We start from the raw sequence: 14,890 nt of genomic DNA, 5'->3' as shown, positions 1-14,890 counted from the left end.
TTTACCAGTACTAAAAACGTAAACATGAGTAGTAGTTATCAACTAAAAGTAAATGATACTTTTCATTTCGAATGCGATGCAGCCTCAGCCAATGCGCTAGATGTGGTTGCGACAACTGACAATCAATTTCATATTTTAAGTGAAAACAAGCGGTATCAAGCTCAGATTATAGCTGCTGATTTTCATAAGAAGGAATACACTATTGAAGTGAATAATTCAGTGTATACTGTAACCATTGCTGACGCTTTGGACCTTTTGATTAAAGAAATGGGATTTGATACCAGCACGGTACAAAAAGTTAATGCCATTAAAGCACCAATGCCTGGTTTGATTTTAGAAATCAATGTGAGTGTGGGACAAACCGTTCAAGAAAACGATAATTTACTTATTTTGGGAGCGATGAAAATGGAGAACAGTTTTCAATCGCCACGAAATGGAGTAATCAAATCGATTGCTGTAGCTGTTGGCGATGCCGTAGATAAAGGACAATTGTTGGTAGAATTTGAATAGAAAAAAAATGAAAAAAATACTAGTTGCCAATAGAGGAGAAATCGCGATTCGCGTGATGAAAACTGCTCGAAAAATGGGAATCAAAACAGTGGCGGTGTATTCTACTGTAGACCGAAACGCGCCTCACGTAGCTTTTGCAGATGAAGCGGTTTGGATCGGTGAAGCACCCTCCAATCAGTCCTATTTGTTAGGAAATAAAATTATAGAAGTAGCCAAAGCGGTTCAAGCAGATGCGATTCATCCAGGCTATGGTTTCTTGAGTGAAAATGCTGAGTTTGCCGAAGAAGCTGAAAAAAACAACATCATATTCATTGGTCCAAAATCCAAAGCCATTCATATTATGGGTAGCAAATTGGCAGCCAAGGAAGCTGTTCTACAATACGATATTCCAATGGTTCCTGGAGTGGATCACGCGATTACCGATATTGAAGAAGCTAAGCGAACCGCAAAAGCAATTAGTTTTCCTATTTTAATCAAAGCTTCTGCTGGAGGTGGAGGTAAAGGAATGCGCGTGGTGGATAATGAAGCCGATTTTGAAGCACAAATGAACCGTGCTATTAGCGAGGCAGTGGCTGCTTTTGGTGATGGAGCGGTTTTTATTGAAAAATATGTGGCGTCGTCAAGGCATATCGAAATTCAAGTGATGGCTGATAGTCACGGCAATGTATTGTACTTGTTTGAAAGAGAATGTAGTATTCAACGTCGTCATCAAAAAGTAGTGGAGGAAGCTCCCTCTGCAGTTATCACACCTGAAATTCGAAAAAGAATGGGTGAAGCCGCTGTATTGGTTGCTAAATCTTGTGATTATTTAGGTGCAGGAACCGTGGAGTTTTTGGTAGATGAACAACTGAATTTTTATTTCTTAGAAATGAACACGCGTTTGCAAGTAGAGCATCCAGTTACTGAAATTATTGCTGGAGTTGATTTGGTCGAAATGCAAATTCGTGTGGCTAGAGGTGAAGCGCTTACCATTCAACAAGATGATTTGAAAATTCACGGTCACGCTGTAGAATTACGTGTATATGCCGAAGATACTTTAAATGGTTTTTTACCGAGTGTAGGTAATTTAGAAGTCTACCAATTGCCAGAAGGCGATGGTGTCCGAGTGGATAACGGATATGCTCAAGGTATGGATGTTCCTATTTATTATGACCCGATGTTGGCCAAATTAATCACTTACGGAGCCACTCGTGAAGAAGCTATTCAGCGTATGGAACAAGCTATTGCGGATTATAAAGTGGAAGGCGTGCAAACTACCTTACCATTTGGTGCTTTTGTAATGCAGCACGAGGCGTTTCGTTCGGGAGATTTTGACACCAATTTTGTAAAGAAGTATTACCATCCTGAGATTTTAAAAGAACAAACCCAGAAAGAAGCATTGATTGCAGCAAAATTGGCGTTGAAACAGTATTTACAGGACCAAAAAGTACTTCGATTGCCTAATTAAATAGGCGCTTGGTACATTTTAATAACAACAGAAAAGTATGGAATCTAAAATAAAAGTATTAAACGAAAAAATAGCACTAGCCCAATTGGGTGGTGGTCAAGCGCGAATTGATAAACATCACGCTGGTAAGAAACTAACCGCAAGAGAGCGTGTTATGTATTTGTTGGACGAAGGTTCTTTTGAAGAAATTGGGATGTTAGTTACCCACAGAACTACCGATTTTGGAATGGAGAAGGACCTGATTTACGGAGATGGTGTAGTTACGGGTTACGGAACTATTAATGGCAGATTGGTCTATGTTTTTGCCCAAGATTTCACCGTTTTTGGTGGTTCTTTGTCCGAAACACACGCCGAGAAAATTTGCAAAGTGATGGATATGGCGCTCAAAGTGGGTGCACCTATGATTGGATTAAACGATTCTGGAGGCGCCCGAATTCAAGAAGGTGTACGTTCTTTGGGAGGTTATGCTGATATTTTTTATCGTAATGTACAATCTTCTGGGGTGATACCTCAGATCTCTGCGATTATGGGACCTTGTGCGGGAGGTGCGGTATATTCACCTGCGATAACCGATTTTACTATGATGGTAGAGAATAACAGTTATATGTTTGTTACGGGACCTAATGTAGTGAAAACGGTAACCAATGAAGAAGTAACTTCAGAAGCTTTAGGTGGAGCCGTAACTCACGCTTCCAAATCAGGAGTGGCGCATTTAACTGCTCCCAACGGAGTGGCTTTGTTGAATAGTATAAAAAATCTTTTGAGCTATTTGCCACAAAATAATAAAGAAACAACTCCAAAAGTACCTTATGTTTTGGGCGATGAAGTACGAATGGAATTGGCTACCATTATTCCAGACAGTGCCAACAAACCGTATGATATGCACGAAGTGATTCGAGGGATTATTGATGCCGATTCTTTTTATGAAATTCATAAAGATTATGCCGAAAATATTATTGTTGGTTTTGCTCGTTTGGGAGGAAGAAGTGTCGGAATTGTAGCCAACAATCCAATGTTTTTGGCAGGCTGTTTGGATGTGAAGAGTTCTATCAAAGCTGCGAGATTTGTTCGTTTTTGCGACAGTTTCAATATTCCGTTGTTGGTGTTGGAAGACGTTCCGGGTTTCCTGCCAGGTACCGATCAAGAATGGAACGGAATCATTGTGCACGGTGCTAAATTATTATATGCTTTTAGTGAGGCTACAGTGCCAAGAGTTACGGTGATTACTCGAAAAGCTTATGGTGGAGCTTATGATGTAATGAACTCAAAACACATTGGTGCCGATATGAATTTTGCTTGGCCTACAGCAGAAATTGCGGTAATGGGTGCTAAAGGTGCGTCTGAAATTATCTTCAAAAAAGAAATTAGCGAAGCCGAAGACCACGAAGCAAAACTATTAGAAAAAGAAGCTGAATATGCTGAGTTATTCGCCAATCCGTATACTGCAGCACAACGCGGATTTATAGATGAGGTTATTCTTCCAGAAGATACACGTCGAAAGTTGTTAAAAGCCTTCAGTATGCTCGAAGGAAAAACAGTCCATAGACCAGACAGAAAACACGGCAATATTCCGTTGTAGTTCATTGGAGTAATAAAATGACAAAACCACCTGAATAAGGTGGTTTTGTCATTTTTATAAAGAGATGTTGAGAGGTTAACAAAAAAAACGAAACCCAATCCCGTGTAGGTTTTCAATGGTAATTCCGGGTTCATTGGCTAGAATTTTACGCAATCGGGAAATAAAAACATCCAAGCTGCGACCCATGAAATAATCATCATCACCCCAAAGTGCCGTTAAGATTTCTTCTCGTTTCAAGACTACATTTTTATTGTCTAGAAATAATTTCAATAATTCGGATTCTCTTTGGGTTAATTTTATTTTTTCGTAATCATTCCAAAGTAAATAGTTTTTGGTATCGAAAATATATTTTCCAATTTGATAATGCTCTTTTTCAAGTTTCACCTTTTTTTGAGAACGTTTTAAGAAAATTTCAATTTTGAGCAATAATTCTTCGATACTAAAGGGCTTTACTAAATAGTCATCGGCTCCCAAGCGCAGTCCTTTGATGCGATCTTCTTTGAGTGTTTTGGCTGAAAGGAAAATGATGGGAATATGAGTGTCTACTTTTCGTATGGCTTCGGTCAATTCAAAACCATCTTTTTTGGGCAGCATAATGTCGAGAATACAAATGTCAAAAGCTATTTCATGAAACCGTTCTAAGGCAGTTACACCATCTTCACAATGATAAACATCATACTGATTTTGTTCTAAATTGTCTTTTGTCAAAAAAGCCAAAGTGGCATCATCTTCGACATATAAAATTTTTCGATTATTCATTTTTTATCGGCAATACTAAAGTTATGGTTGTTCCAAAAGTCTCATTGTTTTTAGCAATTATTTTCCAATGATGCAAATCACAAATTTTTTTAACATAATACAATCCTAGTCCAAAACCATTGATTTCATTGCTTTTTTTGGATGGAATTCGGTAAAACTTATCAAAAATAAAAGAAATTTTTTTAGGCTCAATCCCAATTCCGTTATCGATACAGTCGATTTGTAAATGCTGTTTAGTATCAGTAAAACGAAGAGTGATTTCGGGTGTTTTATCGCAATATTTTATCGCATTGTCGAATAAATTATAAATGATGTTTGAAAAATGAAAAACATCACCGTTTAGCTGAGTTTTGGTACTTTGATTCTCTAAATGAAACACCACCATTGGATGCTTGAGTTGACAGTTTTCTATTATTTCTTTGATGATCGGAAGAAATTCAAAAGTAGTTTTTTGGAGTTGTAACGGCGTAGCATCCGATTTGGCCACCGTTAAAATCTTCTCGATGTGCTGGTTCAGTTTGTTGCTTTGCTCCACAATGATTTGGGCATATTTTTCCAACTTTTCGTCATCAGTAATTGGTTTTTGTTTACTCAAATAATTCGAAGCAATTAGTATGGACGACAAGGGTGTTTTGAATTCGTGGGTCATATTGTTGATGAAATCACGTTGTAAATCGGAATATTTTTTTTGTTGCAAAAGCGTATAAATCGAATACACATATATCAAAAGAATCAACACCAAAACCAATGAAAGTACGAACCAAAACTTAAGAGAGCTGAATAAAAAGCTCGTTTCGTTGGGAAAACGAATGGCAAAATAATACACCAAGTTTTTGTGTTTGGGAAAATGAATAGAGTGCTTAGAAGTATCTTTTTCGTCAAGCGAAACATAATTGCCATAAACCATTTCGTCGCTCTGACAATTATAAATAGCATATTCGAAATCTGTGGTTACGCCTAATTTTTTAAATACCGATTTGAGGTAAAATTCCAAAATCGAGGCATCAAAATCATTCTCAACATTAACGATGTAATAATCATTAGAGATTTTTTGCACTGGATTTTGCACCGGAATTTCTTGATTGTTGCCTTTGTATAAATTTTTGGCTACTTCATATAATGCAATATGAGCTTTTTGACTGAATTTTTTTTCTTCAATTCGAAAAGCTTCTTTGGTCCATAAAAGTTGTGCCAATAAAATACCTATAATGGCAATTAGTCCAATGACAATGATACTATTGAGGCGATTGATTTTCAAGAAAGGATCTTTTTTTGATGTAATATTAAGTAAAAATAAGTTGTTTTTAAGGCATTAACAAGTCGTTAACAATCATTTGAATTTGTTTAACAGCAATAAGAAAAAGAGTAACTATATTTGAAAAGTAAAAAATAGAACACTAAACAATTAAATATAGAAATTATGAAAATGTTAAAAATCTCTTTATTGGCAGTAGCTTTTGGATTAATGTCTTTCTCGGCTATTACTCCAGTTAAAACAATGGTAACCAAAGTAGCAAATTATGCTAGTGTTTTGGTTTGGAAATCAGAAACCATTGATGTGGGTTCTATTCCACAAGGCACACCAAAACCTATTGTTTTTGATTTTAAAAACACAGGAAAAACTCCTGTAATTTTGACTAATGTTCAAGGTTCTTGTGGTTGTACAGCTACTAATTATACTAAAACTCCAATCGCTCCAGGAAAATCAGGAACGGTTACGGCTACTTACAATGCAGCAGCAATGGGAGCTTTTACTAAAACTGTTACGGTAACTTCTAATGCAGAAACTACTCCAAAAGTATTAACTATCAAAGGAACTGTAGTTGCGGCTAACGTGAAAAGCTAATACAAAATAGATTATAAAGGCAATCAAACCACTCTCAAAAGGGTGGTTTTTTTGTGCGTTTACTTTTCGGATGGATAAATTTATACGATCAGTGTATCAAAAGGGAAGTGGATTGATAAAAAAGCAAATAGTATAAATCCATTTGGTAGTATTTGATTAGAAAATGAAATAATAGTATCTAAATTTACTAATCTATCCCTTTAAATTTGTAGCTTATGTTAAATAAATTTCCAAAATTCATGTTTTTAAATAAGTTACGTTTTGCTTTGGTTTTGTTGTTGTTAGTGATAAATGTATCGGCGCAACAAAAACAGGAAAGTTCTAGTTATTATACTTTGTCAGGTCGAGTAGCTCCACTCGAGAATAATCAAGTACTTCTTATTGGTTCAGCTGCTTCGGTGGCTTTTGAGTTTACGGGTTCGACTTGTGCTATTTCGCTTCAAAGTGTAGATGGTTTTGAACATCATAATTATGTTTCTTTGGTAGTAGATGGTGAGTATCTGGGTCGTTTACGAATAGAAAAAGGAAGTGCTCAATCTTTTCCAATACAAGTTACTTCTGCTAAAGAAACGCATCGATTAGAGGTGTATAAAGCCACGGAGGCGGCCAATGGCAGTGTGCTTTTTGCAGGTACGACAGCCCAAGTGATTCCGTCGAAAACAAAAATCAAAAACAAAAAGAAAATCGAGTTCATAGGTGATTCGATTACTTGTGGAATGGGCAATGATTCGAATCCGATTCCTTGTGGTTCGGGCGAATGGTACGATCAACACAACGGTTATTTGGCCTATGGACCAGTGCTTTCTAGACGTTTGGATGCAGACTATCTGTTGAGCTCTGTTTCTGGAATTGGAATGTATCGCAACTGGAATGACGAGCATTTGGAAGAAGCCATTATGCCTGATGTTTACGAAAATTTATACTTGAACAAAGACCAATCCAAACCGTATGATTTTGCTTTTCAGCCGGATTTGGTGAGCATTTGTTTGGGTACCAATGATCTTTCGGATGGTGATGGAAAAAAGCCAAGACTGCCTTTTAATGAAGAAAAATACGTAGCGAATTATATTGATTTTATCAAAACGGTGTATAAACATTCACCCAATACCCGAATTGTTTTGTTGACTAGCCCTATGGTTTCGGGAGATCGTAATGTGACTTTGGTGAAATGCTTGAAAAAAGTAATCCAAGCTTTTGAAACGGACAAAGCTCACAAACCGATAACCTTGTTTGAATTCCAACCGATGTCTCCCAAAGGTTGTGGTTATCATCCCGATACTAATGATGATAAAGTGATGGCGGATCAATTACTTCCTTTTTTTAAAAAATTATTATATGAAAAATAGACTTTTTGCCCTAGTCGTTTTCTTCCAAGTTGGTTTGGCTTTAGCCAATGTTACGCTTCCGAATATTTTTTCGGATAATATGGTTTTGCAACGCAATGCTGATGTGACATTATGGGGTTGGGCAAATCCGCAGGAAGAAGTAGTGATTACTCCTAGTTGGAACAACGAAACGTACAAAATCAAAGCGAGCAATCAAGCCCAATGGGAAATTAAGATTCCAACGCCCAAAGAAGGAGGACCTTATACAATTACCATAAAAGGCTACAATGAACTTGTTCTTAAAAATATTTTGATTGGAGAAGTTTGGATTTGTTCCGGGCAATCGAATATGGAAATGAGTGCCGGATGGGGAATAACCGATGGCGATGAAGCAGTAAAGAATGCCACAAATACCAACATAAGATTCTTTTCGATTCCCAAATTAACGGCGTCCACAACGCAAAATAATGTATCTGGTACCTGGACTACCTGTACACCAGAGACGATGAAATATTTCAGCGCTGTGGGCTATTTTTTTGGGAAGCGTTTGCAAGAAGAATTAAAAAATGTACCGATTGGTTTGATTTCATCCAATTGGGGAGGAACGCCAGCAGAGATTTGGATACCAGAAGAAGTGATTCAAAAGGATGCTGTTTTGTTGGAAGCTGCGAAAACTAGAAAAGAAGAAAGTTATGGCCCCAATCAGCCGGGACGAGCCTTTAATGCTATGATTTATCCGTTGACTAAATTCAAAATTGCTGGGGCCTTATGGTACCAAGGAGAAAGCAATGTGGGATCAACAGTTTATGATAAAACCCTCACAGCTTTAATTACTTCCTGGAGACAATTGTGGCAGTATGACTTTCCGTTTTATGTGGTTCAAATTGCTCCTTATAAGTATGGAGAAGATCATTTTGGTGGTGCTGTGATTCGCGATGCTCAGCGAAAAGTAGCCCAACAAGTTCCTAATACAGGAATAGTGGTTACTAGCGATATTTCGCCTATTGATGATATTCATCCAAAGGATAAAAAATCGGTCGGGATTCGATTGGGGAATTTGGCTTTGGCGAATACGTATAAAACCAACAAAACATTGGTGAATGGTCCATTGTTTAAGGCCATAAAAATGGAAAAAACTAAAGTGATAGTCACTTTTGACTATGCCGAAGGCTTGCATTTTAAGGATAAAAAAGCTGATTTATTTGAAGTTGCGGGTGCTGACAATGTGTTTTATAAAGCAACAGCTGTGATTAAGAATAATTCGGTCATCGTACAATCGGATAAAGTAAAGACGCCGACTAAAGTGCGTTACGCTTGGAAAAATACGGATCAAGCCACACTTTTTAATCAAGCCAATTTGCCGGCTTCGACTTTTATAAGTGAGTAAGTACATAGCATAAATTTGTCATTTCGACGGAGGAGAAATCTCATAACTTGATTGATATAAGCTGTTCACAATATGTGATTCTTCGTTCCCCAGAATGACCAAAAAACGAATTGATTGATGGGATTTCACGTGAGGGATAGGAGTGAAAAGCCCACAGCTCCGATTTTTTCGGAGAGGACTTGTAGCGGATAGCTTGACCTGCCTACTGAGCTTGTCGAAGTATCTGGCAGGGCACGCCCAAAAAGTAAAAAAAAAAACATAATATGAAGCAAAAAATAGTAGTAATGACAGGGATTTTTACCCTGATGACAACAGTAAGTATGAATGCACAAAAAATACCACATTTAGATCAAACGAAACCCATTGAAGAACGAATTGATTTGTTAATGCAACAAATGACGCTGGAGGAAAAAGTGGGACAAATGAATCAATACAACGGCTTTTGGGAAGTAACTGGACCTGCGCCCAAAGGAGGAGATGCAGAAAAGAAATACGAACATTTACGCAAAGGATGGGTGGGCTCCATGCTTACAGTTCGCGGCGTAAAAGAAGTAAAAGCGGTGCAAAAAATAGCAGTCGAAGAAACCCGTTTGGGGATTCCGTTGATTATAGGTTTTGACGTGATTCATGGATACAAAACCTTGAGTCCGATTCCGTTGGCCGAAGCTGCGAGCTGGGATTTGGAGGCGATTAAAAAATCGGCTCAAGTGGCAGCAGACGAAGCATCGGCGGTGGGGATCAATTGGACATTTGGCCCAAATGTGGATATTTCGAATGATGCGCGTTGGGGACGAGTGATGGAAGGTGCGGGAGAAGATCCTTATTTGGGAAGTAAAATTGCCAAAGCTAGAGTAACTGGTTTTCAAGGAGACACCAAAGCCGATTTGCTCAAGGTGAATACGATAGCAGCTTGTGCGAAACATTTTGCGGCCTACGGTTTTGCCGAATCGGGAAGGGATTACAATACAGTAGACATTAGCGATTCTAAATTATACAATACCGTTTTGCCTCCGTTTAAAGCGGCGACAGATGCTGGTGTGCGTACGTTGATGAATTCGTTTAATATTTTGAATGGCGTTCCTGCTACAGGGAATGCCTTTTTGCAAAGGGATATTTTAAAAGGACAATGGAAATTTGACGGATTTGTGGTGTCGGATTGGGCTTCGGTTCGAGAAATGATCGCACATGGTTTTGCCAAAGATGGAGCAGAAGCGACTGCAAAAGCCGTGATTGCGGGTTCAGATATGGATATGGAATCGCATTTGTATGTGGTTGAATTGGTGAAGTTGGTCAAAGAAGGAAAAGTAAAAGAAGCGTTGGTAGACGATGCGGTTCGCAGAATTTTGCGTGTGAAGTTTGAATTGGGCTTGTTTGATAATCCGTATAAATATTGTGATGAAAAGCGTGAGAAAGTGACCTTAGGTAGCAAAGCCAACAATGAGGCAGTGCTGGATATGGCAAAGAAGTCGATTGTATTGTTGAAAAACGAAAAGGGATTACTTCCACTAAAAAAATCGGGTCAAAAAATTGCCTTGATTGGAGCTTTGGCCAATGATAAAAACAGTCCGTTGGGAAGCTGGAGAATTGCTTCGGATGATAATACAGCGGTTTCGGTTTTGGAAGGAATGCAACAGTACAAAGGCAATCAATTGACGTTTGAAAAAGGAGCCGATTTGACGGTAGGTAAAACGACCTTTATTGACGAACTGGTGTTTAATACCGCCGATAAAAGCGGATTTGAAGCGGCCAAAAAAGTTGCCGCAACCGCAGATGTGGTAGTGATGGTTTTGGGTGAACACGGTTTTCAATCAGGAGAAGGACGTAGTAGAACCAATCTTGATTTACCAGGCGTTCAACAAGAATTATTAGAAGAAGTTTATAAAGTGAATCCAAATATTGTTTTGGTTTTAAACAACGGTCGACCTTTGGCTTTACCTTGGGCAGCGGAACATATTCCTGCGATTGTTGAGGCTTGGCATTTGGGAACACAAACCGGTAATGCGGTGGCTCAGGTGTTGTATGGTGATTACAATCCGAGTGGTAAATTGCCAATGTCTTTCCCAAGAAATGTAGGTCAAGTGCCAATTTATTATAACAATTACAACACAGGAAGACCTGTAAATAGTGATAAAAATGTGTTCTGGTCGCATTATACGGATGTAGAGAAAACACCTTTGTTTCCTTTTGGTTTTGGATTGAGTTACACTACTTTCGATTATAAAAAATTGAAAATCAACAAAGCTTCTTTCGCAAAAGGAGAGCCGGTTGTGGTTTCGGTGGATATTACCAACTCCGGTAATTATGATGGTAAAGAGATAGCGCAATTGTATATCCAAGACGTTGCAGCAAGTTTGGCTAGACCTGTAAAAGAACTAAAAGGCTTCGAGTTGATTGCTTTGAAAAAAGGAGAAACCAAAACCGTAACCTTTACTTTGACTGAGAAGGAGTTAGGATTCTATGATAATGCTGGGAAATACTTGGTAGAAGCGGGAACCTTTAAACTGATGGTTGGCGGAAGCTCGGATAAAGGTTTGGAAGGCCAATTTGAGTTGGAGTAATTCATAAATAAATACGAATTTCACGAGTTTGCACCAATTAATTAGTGTAAATTCGTGAAATTCGTGTTTTATATTTATATCATTTTAAATCAGAATTATGCAATACAACAGATGTGGGAAAAGTGGTCTGTTATTACCGCAAATTTCTTTGGGTTTATGGCACAACTTCGGTTCGGTGGATTCTTTTGAAATTGCGGAAAGTATCGCTAAAACTGCTTTTGATCGAGGCATTACTCATTTTGATTTGGCTAATAATTACGGACCAGTTCCAGGTTCGGCAGAGACGAATTTTGGTCAGATACTAAAGAATAATTTTCAAGGCAATCTACGAGACCAAATTGTAATTTCGACCAAAGCGGGTTACACTATGTGGGAAGGTCCTTATGGTGATTGGGGATCACGAAAATACCTGTTATCAAGTTTGGATCAGAGCTTGAAGCGAATGAATGTAGACTATGTGGATATTTTTTATTCGCATCGTTTTGATCCAGAAACTCCTTTAGAAGAAACGATGATGGCATTGGATTTTGCCGTTCGAAGTGGGAAAGCTTTGTATGCAGGCATTTCGAATTACAATCCAGAACAAACCAGAGAGGCTACCGAAATTTTGAAGCGATTAGGCACTCCTTGTTTGATTCATCAAGCAAAATATTCGATGTTGGTAAGAGCTCCCGAAGAAGGATTGCTAAATGTTCTCGAAGAAAGGGGAGTGGGTTGCATAGCTTTTTCGCCTTTGGCACAAGGTCTTTTGACCGATAAATATTTGAAAGGTATTCCGGAGAATTCTAGGGCTCACAATCCTAATGGACATTTACAAGAAGCCGAAGTTTCGGAGGAACGCATTCAGAAAATCATTCGATTGAACGAAATAGCGAAAGAGCGAAATCAATCCTTGGCACAAATGGCTTTGGCTTGGTTACTCAAAGACCATAGGATAACTTCGGTGTTGATTGGAGCAAGTTCCGTAGGGCAATTGAACAACAATATCGATAGTCTGAATTCGCTTTTTTTTACAACTGATGAATTGGAGGCTATTGAGAGGGTTTTAGATTATAATACTATGTCTTTTTAATTTTATTGTTATTTTATTTTGTATTGTTTTTAACGAATTGATAATTAGTTATTTTTGCTTTTATAAGTATAGATTTATTTAATTGGTAAGTGTTTTTTTAGGAATATTTGGTTAAAAAAAACATGCTACTTTAAAATTTCACAAGTATGACATTAAGTATTAAATTCAAAAATTTCGTTTTCTACCTATTTTTTCTAGTAGCAAATATTGTGTTTTCCCAAAAAGTTCCTTTGATAAAAGAACAGTTACTTCCGCTTTCGCATTTTGAAATTAGTTCCGATTATGGAAAATTAGTTGATGGTGTAACAGGATTAGACAATACGCTTACTTATACACCGGCCGAAAATTCCTCGCCCATTTCATGGTCACATAAAATTTTGATTGATTTAAGAGGAACCTATAATATTACTCAATTAAAAGCCTATGATGGATATGGAACACCAACGATTAATTGGTATGCAGGTACGACTCCTTTTAATACTACATTAATTCGAGGTCCCATTAGTCTTACAGGATTTAATAGTTATAATACACAGAATGTTAGTGCCAATGGCGTTCGTTATATTATTTTAGAACAGTTAGAAAATCTTTCACGTTTCCCCTCTGAAATAGAAGTTTACGGAACAGCTATTACAACTATTCCAATAGTATCTTCAAGTATAAAGCCTGCTGTTGATGCAAAACAGTTGCTTGGGGGTAATGGTTTCTTCTGGGAAGATCCTAATAATGTTGGTGTTTTTACTAATTATAGATTGTTTGCCGAAAGTCAGTGGTTTTTTAATGATGCCCAAAAGTTAATGGTTTCTCCATCTAATTCGGGAGGTGTAAACATGAAAGCACAACTGACCTCTTTTAAGAATAAAGGTACTGAGTCAGTTATAGTGTTACAAAAATCCCCTAATTTTATCATGAATGAATCAGCTACGGTTCATAATGGTGATTATAAGCCAATTGCTTATAATATAACGGATTATAATACACCATCAAACTGGTTAGATATTGCTAAAGCTTATTATCGGATAGCGGGTTATTTGGGTACTCAACAGATACCCAACACGGATTTAAATTTTAATACTACCCCAAGATGGAATGGAGATGTTCTTAATGTTGAAGAAAGTGGCTTAGGATTGGCAAAATGGATTGAAATTTTAAATGAACCCGATAAAAATTGGAGTTCACCCGTTACTGCAGGTTATTATACTCCTTATACATTGGCCTCTTTAATGTCGGCTGCTTACGATGGACATCAAGGGACTATGAGCAAAGCGGGTATAAAAACAGCCGATCCTTCTATGAAAGTAGTTATGGGGGGAATTTATAAGTTACAAGTAGAATATGTAAAGGCAATGCATGAATGGGCTAAGGTAAACAGACCAGACGGAAAGTTCCCAGCTGATGCTATTAATTTCCATCATTATAACAATAACGACAACACAGGTGGGCAAGGAACAGGAACAGCATCGGTGCATCCAGAACAAGGTCAGTTGTTTACACAAATGCAGCAAGTGGTTGAGTATCGAAATAAATACTTGCCAGATCTTGAAATATGGTTATCAGAATGGGGAATGAGTACTAATTTAGGAAATCTTAAAGTACCTAATCTTGCCAGTTATGGCACTAAAGAAGATGTGCAAGGTGCTTGGATGATTCGAACTTATTTGTCATTAATGAAATTAAACATAGACAAGAGTTATATGTATGCCACCGAAGATGAAAATGATCCAAACAATAATTCTTTGTTTGGAGGAGTTGGAATTTTAAAGCATGGGACATTAGAGAAAAAAAGATCTTATTACTATGTGACCGACTTTATCAATTTGTTTAAAAATAATAATTATAAATTAAAAACTGATTTGTCTACCGCTAATGTTAGAGATTATGTTTTTGAAGATGTTGCACAAGGGAAAGAAATGCGTTTTGTATGGTCACCAACAGGAAACGAAACAACTATAACAAATTATAATGTAAATATAACAGGCTCAAACATAACTGGTTTTCAGTTTACTGGTGGTACTCATCCTATTAATAATTATCCTAATTCAAATACTATTACTGTTACCGAAATTCCTAGGGTTTATATCTATAATACTACTGCATTATCAGTAAATGAAAACGAAAGCGAAAGAGTAGTGTTTTATCCTAATCCAACTTCTGGAAAAGTCAGTATTAATCTTCCAGTTCAAAGTATTACGTTACTTAATTTAGCTGGATTAGAATTAGAGACGTTTAATTTAACAAATAAAACATCAGAAATTGATTTGAAAAATTATCCAACAGGAGTTTACGTCCTTAAAATAAGCACAGCAGACAATAAAACAAGAAGTGCAAAAATTATAAAAAGATAAAAGATAGAACTATAAATCAGCCACAAACTTATATGCCCCATAATTTAGTCCTAAATGACGAG

General features: G+C 37.3%; 11 protein-coding genes. 9 read left to right on the top strand and 2 right to left on the bottom strand.

Annotated elements, in window-relative coordinates; translation table 11 throughout:
* Positions 1-24: 24 nt before the first annotated feature.
* From WFZ86_RS08360 to WFZ86_RS08350, 3 genes are read left to right on the top strand one after another with little or no spacing between them, the layout of a single operon-like run.
* Complete coding sequence (locus tag WFZ86_RS08360; protein WP_342691512.1) at positions 25-510, top strand: acyl-CoA carboxylase biotin carboxyl carrier protein subunit; 486 nt, start codon at positions 25-27, stop codon at positions 508-510.
* Between the two features lie 7 nt (positions 511-517).
* Positions 518-1,957, top strand: coding sequence for an acetyl-CoA carboxylase biotin carboxylase subunit (locus WFZ86_RS08355; RefSeq protein WP_342691511.1), 1,440 nt, complete (start codon positions 518-520; stop codon positions 1,955-1,957).
* A 37-nt stretch (positions 1,958-1,994) separates the two neighbouring features.
* The gene (locus tag WFZ86_RS08350; protein WP_342691510.1) at positions 1,995-3,536 is read left to right on the top strand and encodes an acyl-CoA carboxylase subunit beta; all 1,542 of its coding nucleotides are present in this window, start codon (positions 1,995-1,997) and stop codon (positions 3,534-3,536) included.
* Between the two features lie 75 nt (positions 3,537-3,611).
* On the opposite strand, the gene WFZ86_RS08345 is transcribed toward WFZ86_RS08350, so the two are convergent.
* Both WFZ86_RS08345 and WFZ86_RS08340 read right to left on the bottom strand, forming a co-directional pair.
* Positions 3,612-4,295: a response regulator transcription factor gene (locus WFZ86_RS08345; protein ID WP_342691509.1), complete on the bottom strand. Its 684-nt coding sequence runs from the start codon at positions 4,293-4,295 to the stop codon at positions 3,612-3,614.
* A complete protein-coding gene (locus tag WFZ86_RS08340) occupies positions 4,288-5,553 on the bottom strand; it encodes a sensor histidine kinase (RefSeq protein ID WP_315170064.1) in 1,266 nt (421 codons plus the stop codon). The genes WFZ86_RS08345 and WFZ86_RS08340 overlap by 8 nt, the downstream gene beginning before the upstream one ends.
* Positions 5,554-5,715: 162 nt before the next feature.
* Here WFZ86_RS08340 and WFZ86_RS08335 point away from each other — a divergent pair, with 162 nt between their 5' ends.
* From WFZ86_RS08335 to WFZ86_RS08310, 6 genes are all read left to right on the top strand, one after another.
* Positions 5,716-6,141 (top strand): DUF1573 domain-containing protein, encoded by a 426-nt coding sequence (locus WFZ86_RS08335; protein WP_342691508.1) that lies wholly within the window; start codon positions 5,716-5,718, stop codon positions 6,139-6,141.
* A gap of 215 nt (positions 6,142-6,356) precedes the next feature.
* Complete coding sequence (locus WFZ86_RS08330) at positions 6,357-7,487, top strand: SGNH/GDSL hydrolase family protein (RefSeq protein ID WP_342691507.1); 1,131 nt, start codon at positions 6,357-6,359, stop codon at positions 7,485-7,487.
* Entirely contained in the window at positions 7,477-8,853 is a 1,377-nt protein-coding gene (locus tag WFZ86_RS08325; RefSeq protein ID WP_342691506.1) for a sialate O-acetylesterase, read from the top strand. The genes WFZ86_RS08330 and WFZ86_RS08325 overlap by 11 nt, the downstream gene beginning before the upstream one ends.
* A gap of 263 nt (positions 8,854-9,116) precedes the next feature.
* Positions 9,117-11,411: a beta-glucosidase BglX gene (gene bglX, locus WFZ86_RS08320; RefSeq protein ID WP_342691505.1), complete on the top strand. Its 2,295-nt coding sequence runs from the start codon at positions 9,117-9,119 to the stop codon at positions 11,409-11,411.
* 97 nt (positions 11,412-11,508) lie between these two features.
* Positions 11,509-12,483, top strand: coding sequence for an aldo/keto reductase (locus WFZ86_RS08315; RefSeq protein ID WP_342691504.1), 975 nt, complete (start codon positions 11,509-11,511; stop codon positions 12,481-12,483).
* Between the two features lie 146 nt (positions 12,484-12,629).
* Positions 12,630-14,828, top strand: coding sequence for a T9SS type A sorting domain-containing protein (locus WFZ86_RS08310; RefSeq protein ID WP_342691503.1), 2,199 nt, complete (start codon positions 12,630-12,632; stop codon positions 14,826-14,828).
* The last annotated feature ends 62 nt before the right edge of the window (positions 14,829-14,890 follow it).

Source organism: Flavobacterium polysaccharolyticum (genome assembly GCF_038739875.1).
Classification (GTDB): domain Bacteria; phylum Bacteroidota; class Bacteroidia; order Flavobacteriales; family Flavobacteriaceae; genus Flavobacterium; species Flavobacterium polysaccharolyticum.
Note: the sequence above shows the minus strand (reverse complement) of the source record. Positions and strands in the feature narration are given on the sequence as shown.